25 protein-coding genes are annotated in these 23,979 nt (G+C 32.7%); 8 read left to right on the top strand and 17 right to left on the bottom strand.

What is annotated here, in order from left to right; translation table 11 throughout:
* Positions 1–125: 125 nt before the first annotated feature.
* A complete protein-coding gene (gene namA / locus MKX37_RS09985) occupies positions 126–1,163 on the top strand; it encodes an NADPH dehydrogenase NamA (RefSeq protein ID WP_003188791.1) in 1,038 nt (345 codons plus the stop codon).
* A gap of 862 nt (positions 1,164–2,025) precedes the next feature.
* Here the strand turns inward: namA and MKX37_RS09980 are convergent.
* The 6 genes from MKX37_RS09980 to MKX37_RS09955 all read right to left on the bottom strand — a co-directional run bounded on the left by MKX37_RS09980 (position 2,026) and on the right by MKX37_RS09955 (position 7,812).
* On the bottom strand, positions 2,026–3,048 hold the full coding sequence (locus tag MKX37_RS09980; RefSeq protein ID WP_078422360.1) for a sensor histidine kinase: 1,023 nt from the start codon (positions 3,046–3,048) through the stop codon (positions 2,026–2,028).
* Complete coding sequence (locus MKX37_RS09975) at positions 3,045–3,716, bottom strand: response regulator transcription factor (protein ID WP_000720526.1); 672 nt, start codon at positions 3,714–3,716, stop codon at positions 3,045–3,047. The genes MKX37_RS09980 and MKX37_RS09975 overlap by 4 nt, the downstream gene beginning before the upstream one ends.
* A gap of 81 nt (positions 3,717–3,797) precedes the next feature.
* Positions 3,798–5,780 (bottom strand): FtsX-like permease family protein, encoded by a 1,983-nt coding sequence (locus MKX37_RS09970; protein ID WP_033730279.1) that lies wholly within the window; start codon positions 5,778–5,780, stop codon positions 3,798–3,800.
* Positions 5,770–6,537 carry an ABC transporter ATP-binding protein gene (locus MKX37_RS09965; RefSeq protein ID WP_001244390.1) on the bottom strand — a complete coding sequence of 256 codons (768 nt, stop codon included), beginning with the start codon at positions 6,535–6,537 and terminating at the stop codon, positions 5,770–5,772. The genes MKX37_RS09970 and MKX37_RS09965 overlap by 11 nt, the downstream gene beginning before the upstream one ends.
* Before the next feature lie 552 nt (positions 6,538–7,089).
* Complete coding sequence (locus MKX37_RS09960) at positions 7,090–7,362, bottom strand: hypothetical protein (protein WP_016126793.1); 273 nt, start codon at positions 7,360–7,362, stop codon at positions 7,090–7,092.
* A 69-nt stretch (positions 7,363–7,431) separates the two neighbouring features.
* Positions 7,432–7,812, bottom strand: a complete 381-nt coding sequence (locus MKX37_RS09955) for an MFS transporter (protein WP_003188781.1) — start codon at positions 7,810–7,812, stop codon at positions 7,432–7,434.
* Positions 7,813–8,057: 245 nt separating this feature from the next.
* Between MKX37_RS09955 and MKX37_RS09950 the strand changes: the two genes are divergently transcribed.
* Positions 8,058–8,408 carry a hypothetical protein gene (locus MKX37_RS09950; protein ID WP_003188779.1) on the top strand — a complete coding sequence of 117 codons (351 nt, stop codon included), beginning with the start codon at positions 8,058–8,060 and terminating at the stop codon, positions 8,406–8,408.
* Between the two features lie 152 nt (positions 8,409–8,560).
* Here MKX37_RS09950 and MKX37_RS09945 read toward each other — a convergent pair whose 3' ends face one another.
* Positions 8,561–9,220: an oxidoreductase gene (locus tag MKX37_RS09945; protein ID WP_003188777.1), complete on the bottom strand. Its 660-nt coding sequence runs from the start codon at positions 9,218–9,220 to the stop codon at positions 8,561–8,563.
* A gap of 116 nt (positions 9,221–9,336) precedes the next feature.
* Positions 9,337–9,561: a hypothetical protein gene (locus MKX37_RS09940; RefSeq protein WP_002012427.1), complete on the bottom strand. Its 225-nt coding sequence runs from the start codon at positions 9,559–9,561 to the stop codon at positions 9,337–9,339.
* Positions 9,562–9,758: 197 nt separating this feature from the next.
* On the opposite strand from MKX37_RS09940, the gene MKX37_RS09935 reads away from it, so the two are divergent.
* Positions 9,759–10,709, top strand: coding sequence for a metal ABC transporter substrate-binding protein (locus MKX37_RS09935; protein ID WP_002126988.1), 951 nt, complete (start codon positions 9,759–9,761; stop codon positions 10,707–10,709).
* A 138-nt stretch (positions 10,710–10,847) separates the two neighbouring features.
* Positions 10,848–11,318 (top strand): GNAT family N-acetyltransferase, encoded by a 471-nt coding sequence (locus tag MKX37_RS09930; protein ID WP_078422278.1) that lies wholly within the window; start codon positions 10,848–10,850, stop codon positions 11,316–11,318.
* Positions 11,319–11,454: 136 nt separating this feature from the next.
* On the opposite strand, the gene MKX37_RS09925 is transcribed toward MKX37_RS09930, so the two are convergent.
* Positions 11,455–12,405, bottom strand: coding sequence for a CobW family GTP-binding protein (locus MKX37_RS09925; RefSeq protein ID WP_033730282.1), 951 nt, complete (start codon positions 12,403–12,405; stop codon positions 11,455–11,457).
* 166 nt (positions 12,406–12,571) lie between these two features.
* Between MKX37_RS09925 and MKX37_RS09920 the strand changes: the two genes are divergently transcribed.
* Positions 12,572–13,474: an aldo/keto reductase gene (locus MKX37_RS09920; protein WP_002064972.1), complete on the top strand. Its 903-nt coding sequence runs from the start codon at positions 12,572–12,574 to the stop codon at positions 13,472–13,474.
* 24 nt (positions 13,475–13,498) lie between these two features.
* Here MKX37_RS09920 and MKX37_RS09915 read toward each other — a convergent pair whose 3' ends face one another.
* Together MKX37_RS09915 and MKX37_RS09910 are read right to left on the bottom strand one after the other, a co-directional pair.
* Positions 13,499–14,083 carry a GNAT family N-acetyltransferase gene (locus MKX37_RS09915; RefSeq protein WP_002126982.1) on the bottom strand — a complete coding sequence of 195 codons (585 nt, stop codon included), beginning with the start codon at positions 14,081–14,083 and terminating at the stop codon, positions 13,499–13,501.
* Positions 14,084–14,167: 84 nt separating this feature from the next.
* Positions 14,168–15,631 carry a flavin monoamine oxidase family protein gene (locus tag MKX37_RS09910; protein ID WP_002126981.1) on the bottom strand — a complete coding sequence of 488 codons (1,464 nt, stop codon included), beginning with the start codon at positions 15,629–15,631 and terminating at the stop codon, positions 14,168–14,170.
* Positions 15,632–15,817: 186 nt separating this feature from the next.
* Here MKX37_RS09910 and MKX37_RS09905 point away from each other — a divergent pair, with 186 nt between their 5' ends.
* Both MKX37_RS09905 and MKX37_RS09900 read left to right on the top strand, forming a co-directional pair.
* Complete coding sequence (locus tag MKX37_RS09905) at positions 15,818–16,009, top strand: DUF3896 family protein (RefSeq protein ID WP_002012420.1); 192 nt, start codon at positions 15,818–15,820, stop codon at positions 16,007–16,009.
* Between the two features lie 104 nt (positions 16,010–16,113).
* Positions 16,114–17,115 carry an LLM class flavin-dependent oxidoreductase gene (locus MKX37_RS09900; RefSeq protein WP_002012419.1) on the top strand — a complete coding sequence of 334 codons (1,002 nt, stop codon included), beginning with the start codon at positions 16,114–16,116 and terminating at the stop codon, positions 17,113–17,115.
* A gap of 52 nt (positions 17,116–17,167) precedes the next feature.
* On the opposite strand, the gene MKX37_RS09895 is transcribed toward MKX37_RS09900, so the two are convergent.
* The 3 genes from MKX37_RS09895 to MKX37_RS09885 all read right to left on the bottom strand — a co-directional run bounded on the left by MKX37_RS09895 (position 17,168) and on the right by MKX37_RS09885 (position 19,380).
* Entirely contained in the window at positions 17,168–18,109 is a 942-nt protein-coding gene (locus MKX37_RS09895) for an alpha/beta hydrolase (RefSeq protein WP_002031449.1), read from the bottom strand.
* 254 nt (positions 18,110–18,363) lie between these two features.
* Positions 18,364–18,828: a DUF3939 domain-containing protein gene (locus tag MKX37_RS09890; RefSeq protein ID WP_002012417.1), complete on the bottom strand. Its 465-nt coding sequence runs from the start codon at positions 18,826–18,828 to the stop codon at positions 18,364–18,366.
* A 108-nt stretch (positions 18,829–18,936) separates the two neighbouring features.
* On the bottom strand, positions 18,937–19,380 hold the full coding sequence (locus MKX37_RS09885; protein ID WP_002012416.1) for a Dps family protein: 444 nt from the start codon (positions 19,378–19,380) through the stop codon (positions 18,937–18,939).
* A gap of 235 nt (positions 19,381–19,615) precedes the next feature.
* On the opposite strand from MKX37_RS09885, the gene MKX37_RS09880 reads away from it, so the two are divergent.
* Positions 19,616–20,656 (top strand): YkvI family membrane protein, encoded by a 1,041-nt coding sequence (locus MKX37_RS09880; protein ID WP_063226475.1) that lies wholly within the window; start codon positions 19,616–19,618, stop codon positions 20,654–20,656.
* Positions 20,657–20,689: 33 nt separating this feature from the next.
* Here the strand turns inward: MKX37_RS09880 and MKX37_RS09875 are convergent, their stop codons facing one another.
* The 3 genes from MKX37_RS09875 to MKX37_RS09865 all read right to left on the bottom strand — a co-directional run bounded on the left by MKX37_RS09875 (position 20,690) and on the right by MKX37_RS09865 (position 23,777).
* Positions 20,690–21,058: a DUF3979 family protein gene (locus tag MKX37_RS09875; RefSeq protein WP_002126974.1), complete on the bottom strand. Its 369-nt coding sequence runs from the start codon at positions 21,056–21,058 to the stop codon at positions 20,690–20,692.
* A 266-nt stretch (positions 21,059–21,324) separates the two neighbouring features.
* Positions 21,325–21,630: a hypothetical protein gene (locus MKX37_RS09870; RefSeq protein ID WP_063226474.1), complete on the bottom strand. Its 306-nt coding sequence runs from the start codon at positions 21,628–21,630 to the stop codon at positions 21,325–21,327.
* A gap of 164 nt (positions 21,631–21,794) precedes the next feature.
* Entirely contained in the window at positions 21,795–23,777 is a 1,983-nt protein-coding gene (locus MKX37_RS09865; protein WP_002012412.1) for a methyl-accepting chemotaxis protein, read from the bottom strand.
* Positions 23,778–23,979 lie beyond the last annotated feature (202 nt).

The following is a 23,979-nucleotide window of genomic DNA, read 5'->3' as shown; positions in this document are numbered from 1 at the left end:
CTCCAATTCAATTCATATTAGCCATTGTAACACGAATAGACGAAATTTTTCGTATAAGCGTTTTATTAGGGAAACAAAAAAGAGGATGATACAATGTAAGAAAATTCAATCAAGGGGGATATTTGATGGAGCTTCAACTTTTTTCACCTTATACAATTAAGAACGTTACGCTAAAAAACCGTATCGTTATGTCGCCTATGTGTATGTATTCATCAGAGAATGAGGATGGCCGAGTAACCAATTTTCATCTCATTCATTATGGAACCAGGGCTGCTGGCCAAGTAGGCTTAGTTATGATTGAAGCAACAGCTGTGTTACCTGAAGGACGTATTTCTAACAAAGACTTAGGCATTTGGGATGATAATCTAATTGAAGGCTTACATAAGACGACAGCATTTATACATGATAACGGCGCAAAAGCTGCCATTCAACTCGCTCATGCCGGAAGAAAGGCTGAATTAGAAACGGACGCTTTAGCTCCTTCAGCAATTCCGTTTAACGATGGAATGAAAATACCCGTGGAAATGAGTAAGCAACAAATTAAAGACACCGTATTAGCTTTTCAAAAAGCTGCGTTACGTTCAAAACAAGCGGGATTTGACGTTATTGAATTACATGGTGCTCACGGTTATCTTATTAATGAATTTCTTTCTCCGCTTGCAAATAAGCGGACTGATGAATACGGAGGTTCACCTGAAAATCGCTATCGTTTCTTACGCGAAATCATTGACTCTGTAAATGAAGTTTGGAACGGACCGTTATTTGTTCGTATTTCAGCAAATGATTATCATCCTGACGGGTTAACAGTTCAAGATTATGTGCAGTATACAGGATGGATGAAAGAACAAGGAGTAGATTTAATCGATTGTAGCTCTGGTGCAGTTGTCCCAGCTCATATTGATGTATATCCAGGTTATCAAGTGCAATATGCCAAACACATTAAAGAGAATGCTAACATTGCAACAGGTGCAGTTGGATTAATTACGACTGGATTACAAGCGGAGCAAATTTTAAATAATAACGAAGCAGATTTAATTTTGATCGGACGCGAGTTACTTCGTAATCCTTACTTCCCAAGAATAGCTGCCAATGAACTTGGCTTTGAATTAAAAGAACCATATCAATACGGGCGAGCACCCGGGAAAATTAAAACTAATAAATAAAACCGAGAAGAATATGTAATACTGAATCTAAAATAATTAAAGATATATAAGATATATAAGATATATAAGATATATAAGATATATAAGATATATAAGATATACTACACGACAACACATGTTGTTTAACAATGTAGTTTTAAGGTGTATCAACACTTTGCTTGATACACCTATTTTTTATGTTTTTTATCACTCATTTATCACTACATTCATTAAGTCAACAAATATGTTATATCCTTTCTTTTAAAACTGCCCTCTTTACTTTAAGTACAATACTTCACAATTTTTTTCACCTAAATAAATTCAATCTCTTAAAAGTGTTATCCATGTAAAAAGATGCCACCTTATTAAAGAAAAGCGCTTTATAGTGGAATAATAAAATAGAGAAATAGAAACAACTTAGGTTATTTCCCTTCAAGTAACGCAACCGTTGTAGCTTAAAAATAAAGTTTGATTAAATTAGACCTTAAAAAATTGAAATTAATACATAATAAAACAACACTTGAAATTATTCATACTTGCTTTAATTGCAATATACATTTGGACACAATTTAGACACAAAATATCCAATTCCTTGTACGCTAAGGGATCGGATATTTATTTTACTGTTTTATATAGTGTACAATTTCTCGCTTACGAGGTCTGTGTAGCAACCGAACCAAATCTTACGTTAAGTATTAGTGGACATCAAAAATAGTAATGACTAATCCAGATTAACATCCATCCGATTCACAATTAAATATACCAATATGTTAAATGGCTAAATAATACAAACGGTATGAAGAGAATTTCTACTCTTTTCATACCGTTTTAAATTTATTTATAAGTTTCATACTAAATTCGTGGAAAGATGGCAGCATCTCTTTTATAAACAAGGCTCAAAAGTTACCATACCTGACAACGGAAATATTAATGTAACTCTAGTTCCTTTATTCACTTCAGATTCAATGCCAATTTTCATTCCTAATTTTGAGCACAGTTTTTCGCATAGGTACAAACCCATTCCTGTACTTTTGCTAAATCTCCTTCCATTCTCTCCAGTAAATCCTTTTTCAAAAACTCTATTTATATCTTTAGTTATTATCCCTACTCCATTATCCTCTATAGTTAGTATTACTGAGTTAGCTTTCTTAATTGAGTATATACGTATCATTTGTTCCTTGTTATTTGAGTACTTTATGGAATTTCCTAATATTTGATGAACAATAAATTCAACCCATTTTTTATCACTATATACGATTTCATTAATATTTTTCATATCTAATTTTATTCTCTTATGAATAAAATCTCTATAATTTCTTTTAATTACAGTTCTTACTACATCATCAAGGTTGATTGGTTTTATAATATAGTCCTTACCGACATTATTGCTTCGAGAATAATACAGCACCTGTTCTACAAACCCTTCGATTCGATCCAATTGTGAGTCTATTTTATTAGTTACTTCATTTTGATTATTTTCAATTATTAGCTTTGTAGAAGCTATCGGCGTCTTAATTTCATGTACCCATGTTTCTATATATTCCCTATAATCCGATTGCATATCGCTATAATATTTTACATTTTCATGCATATCTCTACTTACTTCTTTCAGTATAGCGTTAAGCTTTTCCCCATGTATAAAGTTTGATTCCTTTACTACCTCTGGAAGTAGGTATTTTTTCTCCAAGTTTTCTAATATGCCATTAATCTCATTATAATAATTTTTACATTTTATAAATTCTATAGCCATATATATAATCAATGGAAAAAACCAAATACAAAAGACAAAGAATATTATAATGAACTGAACATTCACAGTCAGCAATATACCTGCTAGTATAATAAATACCAGTACATTAGATAGTATTACTACCATTTTATCTTTAATAAATTCACCTATATTCATGGCATTATATACCCTAAGCTTCTTCTTGTTGCAATTGGATTTTCTATACCTATCTCTTCAAGCTTTTTTCTTAATCTATTTATATTAACAGTTAAGGTGCTATCATCCACAAAATAATCAGATTTCCATAAGGTTTCTATGAGTGAATCTCTTTTTACAATATATCCGCGATTATTTATTAAGCATGAGAGTATTTTAACTTCATTTTTAGTTAACTCTACAGACTTGTCTTGATAAGTAACTGTTGCATTTGAGAGATTTAAATTAAAATCTCTATAAATTAAGATATGATTCGTCTTTAAATCTCCAGATGTCCTTCTTAAAATGTTTGTTACTCTTGCTAATAGTATTTCTGTATTATAAGGCTTTGTTATAAAATCATCTGCTCCTAAATTCATACTTATTAGTTCATCTACATCACTATCTCTGCTTGTAACCATGATGATTGGAACATCTGAAGTTTTACGTATTTCTCTGCATATATAATAGCCATCGAACACAGGAAGGTTTATGTCTAGTAATATAAGGTCTACATTCTCACTTTCTATATGTTTGATAATATGATTAAAATCTGTGGGAGCCTTTACTTCATATCCATACTTTATAAAAAAATGTTGTAATTCTTCTCTGATGATTTCATCATCTTCAATCAGAATGATTTTTTTCATGACTTTTCCCTCCCTATACAGAATATAAGGCTATTACATCTTGAGAAACAAAGTGTAATAGCCCTAATAAGCATTATAAAATCAAGTATTACTTTTTACAATATTTTTATAACCGACATATGTCGTGTAGAAATATACTACATAAACTACAAGAAATACTAAGCCCGTCATCAATGCTGGTAAAATAATGTCTGTTTGTTGAAATCTGTTAATATAATAATTGACTACATAAATTCCAACTATAGAATGAATTATGGCAAGAAAAACTGGAAGACTAAAGTATACGAAAGTTTGAATGAAAATCGTTTTGTCGATCATTGTTCCGTTTGAACCAATTCTCTTCAAAGATTTATATCGATCTATGCTATCACTGGCTTCTGATAATTGTTGAAGAGCTAATACAGCCATACTCGTTATTAAAAATACAATACCTATATATATCCCAATAAACAGTACGATAGTTTTCAATCCCTTACTTCCTGCACAAACTTCATCCTTTGATTTGCCTGCTATACGATTAATATTTAATTTCGGGCCATTTTCGTCATAAAAGCCCCGTGCAACGTTATCATATTTTTTATTATATTCTTCTCTATTTCCATCTAAATAATTTACATTAAGTACGGATTCAGTAATTTTGTAGCCTGATAAAAACTCATCATTTATAACGATTGTGAAGTAATTAGTTCGCACATCATAAGTGTAAAGATTCTCTTGTATAACTTTAGCGTTTTTTACCAAATATTCTTTTTCTTTAATATTCACCTTATTGCTATTTTTTAATCTTTCATTTGTCGAATTAGCCAACCGGCTTTCATTTGATAAAAGTAAAATTTCATTGTTATTTAAAGTGATTTCCTTTTCACCTTTAAGATTTAAAATTTTATTATAATCAGATACTTTAATGAAATCTATATCGTTATTATAATCTTTACCTTCTGGTACAAAGTCCACCACTTCCATCCCTGTTCGATATACATTATAAGATACATATTTTTCGTTATTACTTATTTTAAAATTAGCTTTATTTAATACTTCTTCTATAGTGTAACTTTCATCCTTATTCTCCAACGTAATACTGGCATCAAATGGTGTTATTTCTTTCGTTGTGGCGTCCATCATTCTGTTAAAGCTGATTCCTGTAGATAAAGCCACCATTGTAAGGAATAACATTAAACAGATTACAGACATGGATATAAAATTTGTATTAACCTTACTATTTATTTGTTTGATGATAAATATATTTAAACCTTTAAAATAGACTTTTTTATTCTTCTTTACAACATATAATATAAATCCAGATAAACTAAAGAAAAACAGCAATGTACCTAATATGCCAAGAATGATTGATACCACGAGCATAGGATTAGTAAAATTCAATCCGATTTTTAGTACAGTCACATATGCATATCCAAGTGATGCTACACACATAATAAATGTGATTACATAGATAAGAGGATTTCTAAATTTTACATCTTCGCTTTTTCTACCTGCTGTTAACAAATCAATTATTTTGTATTTAGAAACAACATATACATTAAATAACATAACAAGTAAAAACATGATTCCAAAGTATAATACGCTTTTACCTATAGCACCTGTTGAAATTGCAAATTTATATTTATTGATGGGCAAGTCAAATAGCTTTAATGCAAATGTAGATAACCCCTGCGATACTCCAATACCTATTATAAGTCCACTCACTAAAGATATAACGCCAACTAGAAATGTCTCTGTTACTAATATTCTGGATATGTTTCTTCTTCCCATACCTAAAGTCATGTATATTCCTAATTCTTTTTTACGTTTTTTAATTAAGAAATTATTTGCATACAATATTAAACCACCTAATATTACGGATACAAATACTGACACATTTGAGATAGCGTTCATTACTGTAGGCACATACTTTCTATCTGAAGCGTTAATTTCCATAAGTGCCTTTTGTGATTCTATTGAGTTAAAGCTATAAAATATACAAACAGCCAGTGTTAGTGTTAAGAAATATATTGCATAATCTTTAAAACTTTTCTTTACATTCCCAATAGCAATCTTAGAGTACATTATTATCGTCACCTCCAAGAAGGGTTATAACTTCGATAATTTTAGTAAAGAATTCTTTTCTGGAATCATTCCCTCTTACCAACTCGATAAATATTTTTCCATCTTTAATAAAAAGAATTCTACGAGCATAGCTTGCTGTAAATGCATCATGAGTAACCATAAGTATTGTAGCTTTTAAATCCTTATTTAGACTTTCAAATCTTTCGAGTAATAATCTAGCTGATTTAGAATCTAACGATCCTGTTGGTTCATCTGCAAGTACTAAAGATGGATCTGTTACGATAGCTCTTGCCGAACCAACCCTTTGTTTTTGTCCGCCTGACATTTGATAAGGGTATTTGCTTAATACTTGTTCAATGTCTAAATATTTTGCAACTGCTTGTATTTTCCCATCAATTTTTGAACTTTTCTCACCTTTTATTGTTAACGCTAGGGCAATATTTTCATAAGCAGTAAGGGTATCTAATAAATTAAAGTCCTGAAATATAAACCCTAATTCATTTTTTCTAAACTTATCTAGTGACTTTGATTTTAACCGAGTAATGTCACTATTATTTATCATTATTTTTCCCGTAGTAACATTATCAATAGTTGATATACAGTTAAGTAATGTAGTTTTACCACTTCCTGAAGGCCCCATTATCCCAACAAATTCTCCCTCATCTACCTTAAAACTAATATTATCTATAGCCTTTGTTACATTATCTTTATTACCATAATATTTTTCAATTTTTTCTACATTTAATATATTTCGCATTAATACTTCTCCTTTTTCATTATAAAAATTCTTTAACTCTCATTCATTTATGTAATTCATTTTATATAATTTCATTTATAGTATCGATGGAATTACATTTCATTAACATTACATTTTTGTTATATTGAGTAATACCTCTACATGTAAGTTATCAGAAATCGCGATGGTATAAGTAAGGATTATTCGATGCCTTACCAAAGAGGCAGATAAATGTAGGGGTATCGGTTCTGGTGCAAAAACGATAAGACTTATCTAATTATAGGTAATAAAAAACTCTAAATTTTCTATGTTACATAGAAAATCTAGAGTTTTCATTCCAAATATTGATTAAACATACTTTATCTACGTTTTACAACCATATTAGAGAAAGAACTTTACTAATAATAAAATATCATTAATTTTCTCCCAAAAAAACATTTTAGATCAAAGGACCAATTATCCATTTCTAATCTAACCTAATCTTAAAGTTCAAATTTTATTTAGAAACCCCCATCTTTTTTTGCTTTTTAAGCATAATCCCAATCCTAAACCAATTACCGCAACCACAATTGATTATAAGAAAGTGTCATTGTTCCCAGCAATAAAGGCATCTATTGAAATTGTTTTTTTCAGCTTTTGAATCGCATCAGCTGACATTCCGATCATCTCAGATTTATGTTCTTTTAACATTTCTGTACCATGAAACTGTGTACGATTCGATATCAACGTGACAATAAGACTTGAAGTTATTGCTCCAACTGTTTGCCCTAACGTACTGTTCATCGCAGTACCATATGATACTTCTTCTTGCTTTAATGCATTGAGTGCATTTGTTTGAAGAGACATTTGAACCATCCCCACGCCAATTAAACGAATAGCATACGTTAAACAAATAACCCACGAAGCGGTTTCTAGTCATAGATTCCCTAAAATTACAGATGCCACAATCATTAAAGGAAAACCGATTAGGATAAGTGGACGAATTCCAAAACAATCAAATAACTTACCGTTAATTGGTGCTAATAATCCCATAATCATCGCACCTGGAAGCATAATTAATCCTGATTTTAATGCTGTCATGCCTTGAATGTTCTGCAAAAATAACGGTACAGAAATCATCACCGAATACATTGCAAAGATAGTTGTAATTAGCACGAAAATAGATAATGTATATTTAGGGTTTAGGAAGATCTTAAAGTTTAAAATTGGTTTTTCTAAGAAGTTTTGACGAATGACAAAAGCTGCAATTCCTAAAACCCCTGCAATTAAACTAACAATAACTACTGTGGAATCCAAGCCTTCTTTACCCGTAGCACTAAAATACCCGAACCAGAACAAAAGCATGAATTACTAAACTATCTAGAATGGGCAGAAAAAACGAAGGGATTTTACGGGGAAAAAGGTTTTAATTTGGAAGTAATGAAAATAAAAAAAACCATAAAAATGGTTTAGAGTGTGATTACGAAAAACGAAGGATTACCTCCTTCGAACTAGGTAAAAAAGCAATAGACGCCCTTCTTGCGGAGGGCAAAGAAGTTACCTTGCACAATGTATCTAAAAAGACAAAAGAACTCGATGAACAAGGCCAAGGGATTCATTTTAATACTATAAGAAATCATGAAAAAATCTATGCGTATTATAAAGAAAAGAGTAAGAGTTATAAGAAAAAACAAAAAGAGATCGAAAAGCACCTTCCCTATCGACAAAATGAAAAACATGCTTTTCACGAGTTTGAACAATTAAAGTCTGACAGGAATTTAAAGAATGTTTACAGACAGTATATGCGTCTAACGAAGTCCGAATTAGCAACGCGTTTAATAGAAACTGAGCAGTATATCACGAAAGGAAATCAGGCGTATTTGAAAAGGTTATTTGAGACGTATGAGGGATAAAAGTGGAATAAAATTGTCGTGATAAAAGGAGTGGATTCCCCACTCCTCTTTCATTTTAGTATAAGTGTTAAACAACGTGTATTTACTGTTAATCCAAGCCTAAAACTCTATTTCCTTTGTCTTTCAGTAAAAGTCATTCTTCTCGGTTTTATTTATTCTATCGTTGTAATTTCATTTGAATTATAAATATGAATACCAGATTCTTCACGTAGCGCTGTTATATACATTCCTTTCGCCACATCTTTAGCTGAAATTGGTTTATACTTTTTAAAAGCCCCTTTAAATATAAACGGAAGAATACGAGATAATTTCTCAGCCATTCTTTCCCCAAAACGATATTCTTGTCGATTTCCAACTAATAATGACGGCCTGAAAATATGTATGCCACCAATAACTAGCTTTTTCAGCTCCTCTTCCATTTTCCCCTTCACTTGCGAGTAAAAGAAAAATGATTTAGGTTTTGCTCCCATTGATGAAATAACAAGAAAATTTTGCACGCCTTGTTTTTCAGCTAAGCAGGCAGCTCGTAATGTATATTCATAATCTACTTTTTTAAAATTCGACTTCGACTTCGCTTTTTTTATCGTTGTTCCTAAGCAACTAAAAACATCATCTACTGCAAAAAATTCTTTGTATTCCTCTAATACTGAAAAATCCACCTGTTTCTGTTGCAATTTCTCATGCTGTAATTGTAATGGTTCCCTTACAAAAATAGTAACCGAATCGTAGTAATCTGAGTCAAGTAATAGTCGCGTTATTTCTTGTCCAACTAACCCACTTGCGCCAAGTACTAACGCTGTTCGCTTATTCATATATGTGTATACCTCTTTATTTACTATTCTCTCCTATAGCTAATCGTCGCTAACAGGAGTTTCCGTTCTCCCATTTTACCATAAGTAAAGCACTATGCGTATGCATAGTGCTTTACTTACTCTTTTTTCTCTTCTTTTTCTTCTGCTGGCAATTTTGTAATTGTTGTAGCATCCCCTAAATTACTTATTAGTCTTCTTAAAAAAATTAAAACAAAAGATAATGGCAAAACAACCGCAAGTATTAATAAGATAGCTTCCATGAAGTAACCCAAGCGCTCATCCCCTTTTTTCTGCTCCCTCCCAATATATGAAAGTAACATTGTCACATATGCACCAATCATAAAAATTAATACCTTTCTTTTTGACAGATTTATTACAAAATCAAATCGTAATGATTATTATTTATTGCAACTTTCATAAAGATGTATTATACTAGGTTCGCAAACTAAAACGTAATTATTCCGTTTTGTATTAAAACGATATTTTCTTCTTATATTTGGAGAAAATATAATTGTAAAAAAGAAAAGAGGAGAATTATATGCCTAAAAAATTAGCTCTATTTTCATTTATACTTATTTTCACACTCATCTTTGCTGGATGTTCTAACAACAAAGAAGGTGCAGCGAAAAAAGATGGGAAACTTTCTGTTTATACAACCATTTTCCCACTCGCTGACTTTGCAAAAAAAATCGGTGGTGATTATGTAAATGTAGAAACAATTTACCCACCTGGTGCGGATTCTCATACATTTGAACCAAGTCAAAAGCAGACTGTACAAGTGGCGAAAGCCGATTTATTTGTTTATAACGGCGCAGAATTAGAACCATTTGCCGAAAAAATGGAAAAATCATTAAAAAAAGAAAACGTAAAAATTGTAAATGCATCTAAAGATATCGAACTTCGTGCTTCATCTGAAGAAGAGCAGCACGATCATGGAGACGGTCATAAAGAAGATGAACATCATCACGATAAAGACCCACACGTTTGGATAGATCCTACTCTTGCGATGAAACAAGCAGAAAAAATTAAAAATGCACTTGTAGAATTACAGCCTGAACATAAAAAAGAGTTCGAAAAAAACTTTGCAGCACTACAAACAAAATTCACTGATTTAGATGATCAATTTAAAGCAGTTGTTGCAAATGCAAAAACGAAAGAAATATTAGTTTCACACGCAGCTTACGGCTACTGGGAACAACGATACGGTTTGAAACAAATTCCAATCGCTGGAATTTCAGCATCTGATGAACCATCTCAAAAACAGCTTGCTGACATTACAAAAACAGTAAAAGAGCACGGTCTACAATATATTTTATTTGAAACATTCTCTACTCCAAAAGTAGCATCAGTTATTCAAAAAGAAACAGGTACAAAAATTTTACGCTTAAATCACCTTGCTACTATTTCTGAGGATGATGCAAAGAACAATAAAGATTACTTCACATTAATGGAAGAAAACGTAAATACTTTAAAAGAAGCAACAAACTAATCAACTATATTTTCTAGGCAGCTGAATATGTCATTCAGCTGCCTTTTTATGTATTTATCCTTGACTTGACCAAAATAACAAGTAAAATTATCCATATTAGCTTTTAAGCTATATTAATCTAGAAGGTGAGTTGGAATTATGACTCTTCACATTAGTGAAGTAACAGCAAAAAATTGGCGTTCAGTTGCTGCTTTAAACGTCGCAAAAGACCAGCAGCAGTTTATTGAAAGCAATGCGTTTTCTTTAGCGGAATCATTATATGAAGAAAACGGAACGTCAGTAGGCTTATATGACAAAGAAACACTCGTTGGATACGCAATGTACGGTTGGTATTCCCAAAAACATGAAAGTGTATGGTTAGATCGTTTTATGATTGACCAACAATTTCAAGGAAAAGGATACGCAAAACGTTTCCTTCGCTTACTAATTCAATTCTTGCAACAAAAATTCGAATGTAAAATAATTTATTTAAGTTTACATCCTGACAACAAACACGCAATGGGACTATATGAGTCATTTGGCTTCCGTTTAAATGGGGATATTGATGACGAAGGTCCAGTTGTAGGTGTTGTAATGGAATTACTTATAGATGAAAATACAAGTCTGTGAAAACAGGCTTTTTATTATGCATTTATCAATGTTATGTTTTCTATTTTTAGTTTCGTTCCCTTATTACTTCATTTTTGTAATCTAGTATTATCTCATTAAAATGCTCATAAAAAATAAGCCTGCGATTTACGCAGACTTATTTCACACATTCTTCAAAATGTTCTTGGAACCATTCTTTATTAATATCTCTTCCGATGAAAACTACTTCACTTACTCGCTCTTCGCCCTCTTGCCACTCTCTATCATACGAAGCAGCAAATAACGTATGCACACCTTGGAAAACAATACGTTTATCTACCCCATCAATAGATAAAATTCCTTTGTAGCGATATAAATGCTCCCCTAGTTCCTGAACGACAGCTGACATCCATTCATTCAATTTTTGTAAATCTAACGGACGTTCTTCACGTAGTACAAACGATTTTACACCTTCTAGATGGTTATGTTCTGTATGAGGGTAAATTTGCAGCGTATCTTTCGTTTTAAACGTTTGAATTTGTAATAACGATGGAATATCTACCTCACAGTTAGTCGTCTCGATTAATTTTGCAGTTGGATTAATTCCTTGCAGTTCATGTACGAGACTTTCTTTCTCATTTTCTTCAATTAAATCTAATTTATTTACTAACACAACATCAGCAAAGGCAATTTGTTCTTTTGCTTCTAGTCCCTTTTCAAAATGTTTATGTATATGATAGCTATCTACAACTGTTACAACACCGTTAATTTGGTATGCAGATTGAATAACTGGATCTAAAAAGAAAGTTTGAATAATCGGACCTGGATTTGCAAGACCTGTTGTTTCAATTACTAATCCATCAAAGTCCATTTTCCCTTCTGCTTTCACATCCAGTAATTGTTTTAAAGCAACAAGTAAATCTTCACGCACAGTACAGCATAAACAACCGTTTGTCATTTCCATAATTTCTTCTTCAACGTTCATAATTAATTGATTATCGATACCAATTTGCCCTATTTCATTTACAATCACTGCTAATTTCTTGCCGTGATCCTCTGATAAAATTCGATTTAATAATGTCGTTTTCCCTGATCCAAGAAAACCAGTTAGTATTGTTACTGGAATCATTCCTTACATCTCCTTATAGCTATATGTTTCTACATTATAGCATATAGAGAAAAACGTTTTTGTAGCAAAACATATTTATTGTATGTACAACCGGGTAACTATATAATAATATGTAGCAAGAAAGCCTTTTCAAAAATATTATCATTCATCAAGGGGGGTACTTATAATGGAACGAGTTCAAATGGCCGAAACACTAGAATTTTCTCGTATTATTCAAGGGTTCTGGCGTTTAGCAGAATGGAATATGACAAAGCAAGAGTTACTTTCTTTTATTGAAGACTGTATGGATTTGGGGATTACTACTTTCGATCACGCTGATATTTATGGCGGATATACATGTGAAGGATTGTTTGGAGAAGCGTTACAACTCAAGCCTTCCTTACGCGAAAATATGCAAATCATCACTAAATGTGGAATCGCTCCCCCATCCCCTAAATTTCCAGAGCGATATGTTGCTCACTACAATACGAGTGCTGAACATATAATAAAAAGCGCGGAGGATTCATTACAAAACTTACATACAGATTATATTGATGTATTGCTCATTCATCGTCCTGATCCATTCACGGACCCAAATGAAGTGGCAGAAGCGTTCTCACGCTTAAAGCAAGAAGGAAAGGTTCGTCACTTCGGTGTATCTAACTTTTTACCTTCACAATTTAATATGTTAAGTTCGTATTTAGATTTCCCGCTCATTACAAATCAAATTGAAGTATCTGCGATGCAGCTTGAGCATTTTGAAAAAGGTACGATTGATTTATGCCAAGAAAAACGAATCAATCCAATGATTTGGTCACCTCTTGCTGGTGGTGAAATCTTTACTGGTCAATCAGAACGTGCCATACGTGTACGTGAAACTTTACAAAAAGTTGCTACTGAACTAGGTGTTACTAGCATCGATACTGTTATGTATGCATGGTTACTCGCTCATCCAGCTAACATGATGCCAATCGTTGGATCTGGTAAATTAGATCGTGTGAAAACAGCCGCTCTTGCTACAAAAGTTAACTTAGACCGCCAACAATGGTTTACAATTTTCGAAAGCTCTAATGGACATCCTGTACCATAATAAACAAAAAGAAGAGCTGTTTCTTTACAGCTCTTCTTTTTCATATGTATTTCTCGTCATTGCAAATACACACATATCCCTTAATCCATTTCCATCCACCGCAACACTCGCGCTTTCTAAAGTACCCTCTAATTTAAAGCCTAATTTCTCTGGTATCGCTCTACTCTTCTTATTTAGAGAATCACAACGAATTTCTACGCGGTTTGCTTTCAATTCAGTGAAAGCATAATCTGTTATACCCTTTGCAGCCTCTACCATATAGCCCTTTCCACTAAACCTTGAATCAATCCAATACCCGATTTCAAATTGAGGTATATCCCAATTAATACGATGTAATCCGGCAGATGCAATAAATTCACCTGTTTCGTTCGAAAAAACTAGTAATCTCAAATCCTCACGCTGCAAAAATTGAATATGCGATTTTCTAATACTCTCTTCTATTTCTTCCTCTGTTTGCTCTTTTTGTGCAAAGACCATCCAAGGTTTTAATTCTTGTATTGAAGCTTGAATTGCGTCATATACAACTTTACCATCACCTGGTTTTGGCATTCGAATAAAAAGCCTGTCAGTATAAAATTCAGAAGGAAAATCGAATAATAACGGATTCACTGTAAACACTCCCTATAATTCTTTTATATATAATAATATCCATCTCAAGTTATACAGTAAAGAAATTTCTGAATTTTAAACTTTTTAATCATTCACTTCCATTGCTACACGAACTCCAGATTCAATCGCACCTTGAATCCATCCGTGATACAGCGTTGTATGATCTCCGGCAAAGTATATTCTCCCCTCAGGTTTTACAATGACTGGCTGTAATTCTGATTCTTGGCCAGCTTGAAATAGCGCAAACCCTCCAAGCGCATATGGATCTAATGTCCAACTCTTTGATATTCCAGACATGAACTCATCATATACTTGACCACCTAATATTGTTGCTAAATTTTGTAGTGTATAATAGATACGATCCCCCTTTGATAACCCATCCCATAACAACGCATCATAAGACCATGTATAGCTTCCTAACATCATAGCAGGCCCTTTCTCTCCGATTCCATGGCTTGGATAATACGCATAACGTATAGGAAGATCTGTTATAATTCTCCCACCTAATTGCCCTTGTTCCTCCCAAAAACGACTTTTAAATTGAATTCCTATTTTTGTAGCTGGCATATAATGCAATTCGCGAATTGTTTTCCACTTCGCATGAGATATCGAATCAAATGGATCTACTTCTACAAATCGCATTGTTGAAAAAGGAATTGTAACAATAACTAAATCCCCTGTAATACTACTATATTCAAAAGTTTCCTCGTTCCGGTAATAGGCTGTTACACTATTGGCTTGTTGATGAAGCTTCATTAATTTTTGATTATATATAATATTTCCTTCTAATTGTGGTAAAAAAGACTTTGGTAATCTATCATTCCCACCTATTATTTCGCAAAATCCGCTCTCCTCTTGCATAATATATAAAAAACGTAACGTCTCAACGAATGACCTTTCTAAAAAACCTTCTAAATCTAATAGAACACCTATCATCTCAATCGTTACTGGCGAAAAATACGTATTATATTGATAAGGATGATATTTTAAAAATTGACCTGTAGAATATTTCCCAAAATCCTTTACTACAATATCCCAATTTTTCTCTGGGTTCTTTTTTATAAAATTTATAATGGGCTGTACCGCTAACATTAATAGTTCCTCAGACGTTTTCCCAACTTCATTCATTTCCACAGGATATCTTAAAATACTTGGATCTTTTTCGTATTGTTTTAATGTCGTTTTCCGACCATTTACGTATATAATATCTGTCTCATTCCTATTAATAAAAGGGCTCACCTGTAGCCCAAACTTTCTTATATATGCCATCGTTAATGTATGCGAATACGGAATTCTCATCGCTCCAACATCTAAATATAATCCGGTATCTTCCATCCTAACTGTCTCTATGCGGCCACCTACACGGTTGTTCGCTTCAAAAACCTTCACTTCATGCCCTGCTGCTTTTAATAAAGATGCCGAAACTAATCCAGCCATACCAGCCCCTACTACAATGATTTGTTTCGGACGTGTCGTCTTCTTCAATCCCTTATTTATAACTTTTAACGTTTCATCCATCTCATTGTTAAACATTATATCTTTCTGCACAATCCCACCCCTTACTTCATGAAATACAAATTAGTGGTTTAGTGCATTTTATTCATAAATTCACTTAAACATAACACCACCACAATTTGAAAATTCACTAAAAATACATAAGGTGCAGCTCTCCCCTTCCACATGCTTCATATGATAAACATACAGATAGTAACTGTATGGAAAGGGTGGATACACATGAAACGTACTTACGATTATCAGGCTACAAAAAAACATTTAGAATTAAAGAAACAACAGTTATGTAAAAAACTCACTAGCGTTAAACTAACTGAAGAAGAACGCAAGCAAATACATTTAGAAATTGATAACTACGAATATATATTAAACTTAGTCGAAATGAATCATTATGAACGAGGGTTTTCTCATTAAAAGCGGATAAAAAATTATTCACTTTTCCTTTTGAGCATTTCATTACGCATTTTTCGTAAGTAAATATATAATAGGATGTACATTAAGATTGAGAGGTATATTCTATGATCAAATTAAGTGTATTAGACCAATCACCTATTTCAGATGGTAGCACAGCAGCCCAAGCTATTTCGCATACAGTTACGCTTGCACAAGAAGTTGAGAAACTCGGATTCACACGTTTTTGGGTATCCGAGCACCATAATTCAGTTAGCTTAGCTGGTTCAAGTCCAGAAATACTCATTTCACATATTGCCGCGAAAACTGACCGTATTAGAGTTGGTTCTGGTGGTGTTATGCTGCCACATTATAGTCCATATAAAGTTGCCGAGAATTTCCGCGTTTTAGAAGCACTTTATAAGGGCCGCATCGACCTTGGTGTCGGGAGAGCGCCTGGTGGTATGCCGATAGCAACTCGCGCACTTCAAGAAGGTAAAATGGTCTCACTTGATCAATATCCAGAACAAATTGCAGATGTTGCTATGTACTTACATGATCAAGTACCAGAAAACCATCATTATGCAAACTTAAAGGCTACTCCAGTTATCCCAACATCTCCTGAAATGTGGATGCTCGGTTCTAGCGGAGAAAGTGCAATGATTGCCGCAAAGCAAGGCGCTTCTTTTGCATTTGCACAGTTCATTAACGGATACGGTGGCCCTGAAGTAATGAAGGCTTACCAAGAACAATTCCAACCTTCCTATTTAGGTGATAAACCAAAATCAATCGTATCTATTTTTGTTATTTGCGGAGAAACAAATGAAGAAGCGGAGAAGATTGCATCAAGCCTTGATTTATCGATTTTACTATTAGAACAAGGAAAACGGACTACTGGTACTCCTTCTATTGAAACTGCTCAAAATTATTCGTATAGTGCTTATGATCTATTCCGCATAAAAGAAAATCGTCAACGTATGATTGTCGGTGATCCGTCTTCTGTGAAAGAAAAAATATTAAACTTAAGCAAAGCGTATAATACTGACGAATTTATGATTGTCACGATTACTCATCAATTTGAACATAAATTAAACTCTTATCGCCTATTGGCAGATGCTTTTAATTTATAATAACGAAAAGGAGATGCATCACATATGATGCATCTCCTTTTCTTACTACCAATCAATTGTTTTTGCTTCCTATATATTCAATAGCTTCTTTTAATAACTCATCAAAATTATGAGGATAATCATGATTTAAGTTAGGCACAACTTTATACTTATGTTCTATATTTTTATCCTTTAATAACGTTACAAATTGCTGTGTACCTTCAAAACAATCTTCATCTTGATCCCCACATATTATATATCCTTTTATGCTTTTATCATGCAATATTCCAATCATCTCTTCCCATTCTTCCATTTCCGGAAGCCACGGTGCCACAAAAATAAAACCGTTCACTTCTATTTCACCTTGTAACATGGAATGTAACGCTACTCTTGCCCCAGCAGAAAAGCCACCAATAATAATATTCCCAAATGTTTTATTCACTTTAATCTTATTGTAATGTCCTTTTAACTCATCTCTTCCTCTTTCGATATTATCCCACACATATCCATCTGAAAATTGAATTTGGGAAGATTGAGGCAATGCTAGCATAAAACCTTGTTCCATTACAGAGTTCCAATATGGTTCTATTATTTGTATATTTTCTTGATCCCCATGCAGTGTTATTAGTAGATTTTCAGTTTGTTTGCTGTATTTATATTTCACGTCTGCTTGTTCCGATTTCTTTGCTAATTCTTCTCTTTCTTTACATAATTGAACCATTCTATGAAACTCTTCAAATTTATGTAGTGGTTTTAAATCATCATCGGAAATTAAATACTCACTTCCGTACCAAAATCCATTTTCTATAATTGCTTTCTTCATTAAATGCAACGCTTCTTCTTCAAGTCCTGCTGCACTTGCTAATGCATATTTAAAATTATATATTTGTGCTTCATTACCCATTACATCTTTAGCATTATTCATTATATAAGAATACGCTTCAAAACTTCCTTTATTTGCATAACAATGTAACGTTTCATTTAATAACTTAATATAAGTCATATTATTTTCCATATAGGAATTCCCCCGTAACCTTTTATAATAATTGCTTCTCCAATCTTCCTATCATTCTAGGGTCACGGTATAAGTAGTTAAATTCTACAATTCAACTTAATAATACCTGATTCTCAGAATAATATTTAATAGTTAATGTATGTATACGCATAATACACCACTCCTTCCTATCCACTAGTTGTAGTATAAAGTTAAATAAACTGAAAAATCAATATTTTAATTAAAAAAAGACAACAATAATATTATTGTTGTTCTCATAACATCTGCCCACTATTCTTTTTTTTCTTATCTGGTTTACTTGAAACTAAATAATGCTTTTCTGAAATATATAAGTTTCTTTTTAATATACGATTTAAATATGGTCCTAGCTTCACTCTGCATATGAGGCGATCTTCGCTATCTTCAACAATTGGGAACATTTCTTTTTCTGTTACATATTGATCTACGGCCTTTTGTACGATATCAATTTCTTTAACTAGGTTTAAATTTTCTTCTGTATGTTCAAATACTTCAAGCGTTTCCTTCGTTATCAGAAAAAAATTTGTTGGAAATGCAGGTAAATAGGGCTTTAACAAATCATAATTTACTGTGTAATCATCATTTACTAAAACTGTATAAACGATATTAGCATTCGTTTCTAGAAACTTCGCCATCGCTTGTTCTAATTCATCTTTCGTAATTTCCCTATCTTCTTTTCCAGTTCTGAAAAAGCGAAACATTGTATCGCCTCCTTTTTACTATATTATAGCATAAAAGAAAACTGAAAAATTATAAAAAACTCTATTGAAAGAATTTTTCAACAGAGTTTTTCTTTAATCCATTTATGTTTATTTTAAGAATGCACTTAACATCCATACGTGTTGTTCTAATGTCGTATGAATTGCTAATAGCATATCAGCCGATGTTTCATCATCAGCTTCATCAGCTACTTCCATACCTTCTTTTAATTCTTGAATAAGTGCAGAAAAATCGTTTACTAAAATTTGCACCATTTCTTCTGCAGACTCTTTGCTTGTCCCTTCGATTACAGTTGAAGTTGCTAAATACTCTTTCATTGTCGCTAACGGTTTTCCTTCTAACGCTAAAATACGCTCTGCTAACTCATCAATGTATGTTCCTGCTTCATTATAAAACTCTTCAAATTTCTCATGTAATGTAAAGAAGTGCGGTCCTGTCACATACCAATGATAATTATGCAGTTTGACATATAATACATTCCAGTTTGCTACCTGCTTGTTTAATACTTCAACAACATTCGTTTTCGTACTCATACAATCCACTCCTCTTATCATGTTACTATCTTTTAATGACCTAACTTCATTTTACCATACATTCCCTATTCTTTTGAATGAACAGCTTATATGTAACAAAGTTTTAACAACCTTAATATTTCCCTAATATCATATAATTCATGTACCCTTTCAACTACTTCATATGTCTAATTGTCCAAGCTCACACATATGCATAATAGTAAGTCAAGCTCATCATAGAAGAAAGAGGGATAACATGGACAATCAACAATGGCAAGTAGCAAAGAAAGTCGCTGCTACTTATATCGGAACGGTCGTTGGAGCTGGATTTGCTACTGGGCGAGAAATTGTCGAATTTTTTACAGTTAACGGATTGTACGGAACCATTGGCATATGTATAAGTGGATTTTTTTTTATTTGGCTCGGTACAAAAATGATGTTACTTTCATCACAAATCGGGGCATTTTCAGCGCAAGAATTTAATAAATATTTATTTGGGGATGTATTTGGAAATGTCGTAAATACTTTATTATTACTCGTATTATTTGGCGTAACTAGCGTTATGTTATCAGGAGCCGGGGCAGTATTTGAAGAACAACTTCGTCTCCCGAGACAACTTGGTATTTTCATCACAGTCATCGCCTGCCTCATTATTGGGAGCCGGGGATTACAAGGTGTTTTTGAAGTAAATACGCTTGTCGTACCTATTATGATGATCTTTATTATCGGACTCGCTATTACAACCTTTTTCCATAGTACAACACCTATTAGTAATACTATTCCTGCAGAGAGCTGGAATATGAAGTGGATTACTAGCCCTATTACATATGTCGCTTTAAATCTTTCGCTCGCCCAAAGCGTTCTCGTCCCGTTAGCCAGTGAAGTAAAAGATCGAAAAGCCATTTTGTGGGGTGGAATTTTAGGTGGTGCAGGACTTTCTTTAATTTTATTATGCAGCCATTTAGCTATCTTATCAGTCGACCAATTTTATCAATACAATATCCCAATGGCTGAAGTCATAAGAAGATTTAATGCAACTTTTCACTTTTTCTTTGTTCTTATTATTTTCGGTGAAGTGTTCACAACTTTAGTTGGTAATGTGTTCGGGATGACAAAACAAATGCAATCCATTACCGGATGGAAAAGTAATAACATTATTTACTTCATATTACTAATTAGTTATTGCTTTAGTTTCATTGGATATAGTGAATTACTTCATATTCTATACCCTATTATCGGTTGGGTGAGCATCATTTTACTACCGATTATTGCCTTTAAACAACTTCAAAAAACATAAAAAAACATCCGTGTATACGGATGTTTTTCATCTTCATTCACAGTCTTCACATACTTCCCAGTACGGCCCCATTTCTACTGCAAGATATGGCTTTAATTGCAAACGAATCATTCGACTTGGCATGCGTTCCAATACGAATTGAATGCCGTCTTCCTCTTCATCCAACTCAACTTTTGAAATAGCAATTCTTTGCATAGTAGTAATAGGGCTTCCATCTTTATATAAAGTGATTTTCACCTCATCATACTCATTAAAATACAATTCAACATTCATTTGCTTTTTTAACATTTCATCAACAATTTCATAATTATCATTTTGTTCCTGGATTATATATTTCCAGCCGCCTCTATCTAATTTTATCGGAGCAGCTTGGAATAATGTCATCAAATCCTCGTATAGCATAAGATAACCCCTCTCTTACTAAAAAACGATGAGTATTTTATATACCCTTTATCTCTATCACTATCCATGTTTATTGTACCATATATCACGAATCTTACTGCATTCATTTGCTTTATAAACACATACAAAACATATAGTATTTTCAGTTCACTCTCTATTCACTAATACGTCCTCTTACTGATAACTTATCACTTTCCTTATTTCCTACACACTACTTATAACTCTTAAAAAACCACAAAAAAGAAGAGTAATTTATATCACTCTCCTCATAAGACTTTTCCTGTAGCTGCTAATGCTAACAATATAATTAAACTTGCAAATAATAGTGATACAATTAAACTAAAAATCGGTAATATTTTCTTTTCATTCTTCTTAAATAATAACCTTAAACTAAGAATGATATTTAATGGAACAAATATAAAATAAAAGTATTTAACGATTTGTAATGAGCTATTTGAAAGTGTTTTAAATACAAACACTTCAATTAAAAAAGCAACAAAGAATAAAATGCTTAACCAAAACGAGACATAGCTAAGCCAAGAATGTCTTTTCGTTCCCCAATACACTCCCATACTGATCTCCTTTAAACGTAGTCTATATTATATTAATTATACACCCGCTTAACAAATTCCTCTATTTTTCGACAAACATTAAATACATTGAACCTCTAATCCGTGTATCAGCTAAAAGACTGTCTCTAATAGCACTAATGCTATTTTGAGACAGCCTCCCCTTTTTATACTTTAAATCTTTCAATTAATACTTGTAACTCTTCAGCCATTTGAGATAGTGTACCAGCCGCAGAACCAATTTCTTCCATAGAAGCTAACTGCTCCTCAGCTGACGCTGCAACACTTTGTGTACTCGTCGCATTATTTTGTGCCGTCATAGCAATTTGACCAACCGAAATAGATACTTCATTTGCACCTTTTGACATCCCATTAGCTGTTTCAACCATCGTTTTAATTTGGTCAGCAATTTCATTTGTAGATTGTAAAATTTCAGTGAAATTTTGTTTTGTTTCATTTGCGATAACAAGTCCAGATTGCACTTCTTCATTTACATTATTCATAGATTTTACTGTCTTACTCATATCATCTTGTATTTCACAAATTAATTTACTAATTTCACTTGATGATACACTAGATTGTTCTGCTAATTTTCGTACTTCATCAGCAACAATTGCAAAGCCTCTTCCATGCTCACCAGCTCTTGCAGCCTCAATTGCTGCATTTAAAGCTAGAAGATTTGTCTGATCTGCAATATTTTGAATAACTTCTAAAATATCACCAATTTGCTTTGATTTGTTATTCAACAACTGAATAACAGCATCTGACTGTGAAACAGATTCCGCAATAGATTGCATTTGATTTACTGTTTTTCCAACTAGCTTTCCACCATCTTCTGCTTTTTCGCGAGTGTGAGCAGAAGCAGTATTAATAGATGATGAGCTATTTGCTACATGCTGAATCCCTTCTGTTACATCAAACAGTAACATAGCACCATTTTCTACGCTTGCTGTTTGCGTCGTTGCACCACTTGATATTTCATCCATTGCTGATGTAATTTGTTCAGTCGCTTCACTCGCTTGTCTCACACTTGCTGTTAACTCTTCAGATGCAGCTGCAACATGCCCTGCTGAAGTATTAATTCTTCCAATTAACGTTCTTAGTGAATCTGTCATTTCATTAAAACCTTTTGCAAGTTGACCGATTTCATCGTTTGAATGAATTTCAATTGTTTGCGTTAAATCTCCTTCACTTATTTCTTTAGAAGTGGCAACTAATCTCTTTAAAGGTTTTGTAATAGAAAGAGTTACGAAATAAATAAGTGCCCCTCCTACAACTAATGAAATAAGCATAACAATTAACATATTATAAAATACAGGCTGAGCAGCTTCAATTACTTCATTTGAGTACATCGTTCCACCGATTTTCCAACCTGTTTTTAAGTTTGTAGCAAATACCATTTTCTTTTCACTACCATCATACGTGTATGAAAAAGTGCCTTGATTATCTTCGTAAATTCTCTTTGCCCAAGAATCAGCTGCTTTATCTCCTGGTTTTTCTTGAGGATGCGCAATTATTTTTTGTTTTCCATCTAAAATGAAAGTATATCCTTTTTTACCAATATTGATTAACTTTGTTGTTTTCAATAAATTCTCTAAACTTAAATCTACCGCAACAACACCATTTTTATCTTCTGTTTGTTTCGCAATCGTTACGACAATATGTCCATTTCCTTTCGCCTTATACGGTTCAGTGACCACGATTCCACCTTGTTTACTCACTGCATCTTTATACCAAGAACGAGTTGTTGGATCATAATCTGCTGCCATTTGTATATTTGGTTCTTGCACAAACTTCTTATCATTGCCGGCAACATATACTTGTTCAATATCTTTATTTAAATTAATATATTGAGATAATACCTTTCTTAATTCATCTTGATTATCTCCTTGATACATATCACTATGAATCACTCGTGCAAAGTTATTTACTTCGTTAAATTTCGCCTCAATCATTTGATTGATTAGATTATCTAATATTTTTATATTATCGTGAGCACTACTCGTAATTTGTGATTCAAAATTCTTTTTAGCCGTTTGATAAGACATTCCTCCAATAATAGAGACAGCCGCAATTAAAATTATCAAAAATGAAATTAATAGCTTTTTTGCTACTTTTATATCTCGAAACCACCTTAACAGTTTACTCATTATAAACCTCCTACATTTAAATATTAAGTTTTAAAGATAAATAACCAATTATGAATATATCCCATTCCCTATCCTCTATTTTTACAATTCGTTTTTGATAAACACCTTGTAAAGTTTAAACAAATATTCTCCCTTTGTCTATATATATGAATAATATTATTATAAAATTTACAAAGACAAAAAACCAAAGGAACCAGCCCAT

Origin of the sequence: Bacillus sp. FSL R5-0709 (genome assembly GCF_038004785.1) — a bacterium.
Lineage (GTDB): Bacteria > Bacillota > Bacilli > Bacillales > Bacillaceae_G > Bacillus_A > Bacillus_A mycoides.
This window is presented reverse-complemented; position numbering and strand designations above follow the sequence as displayed.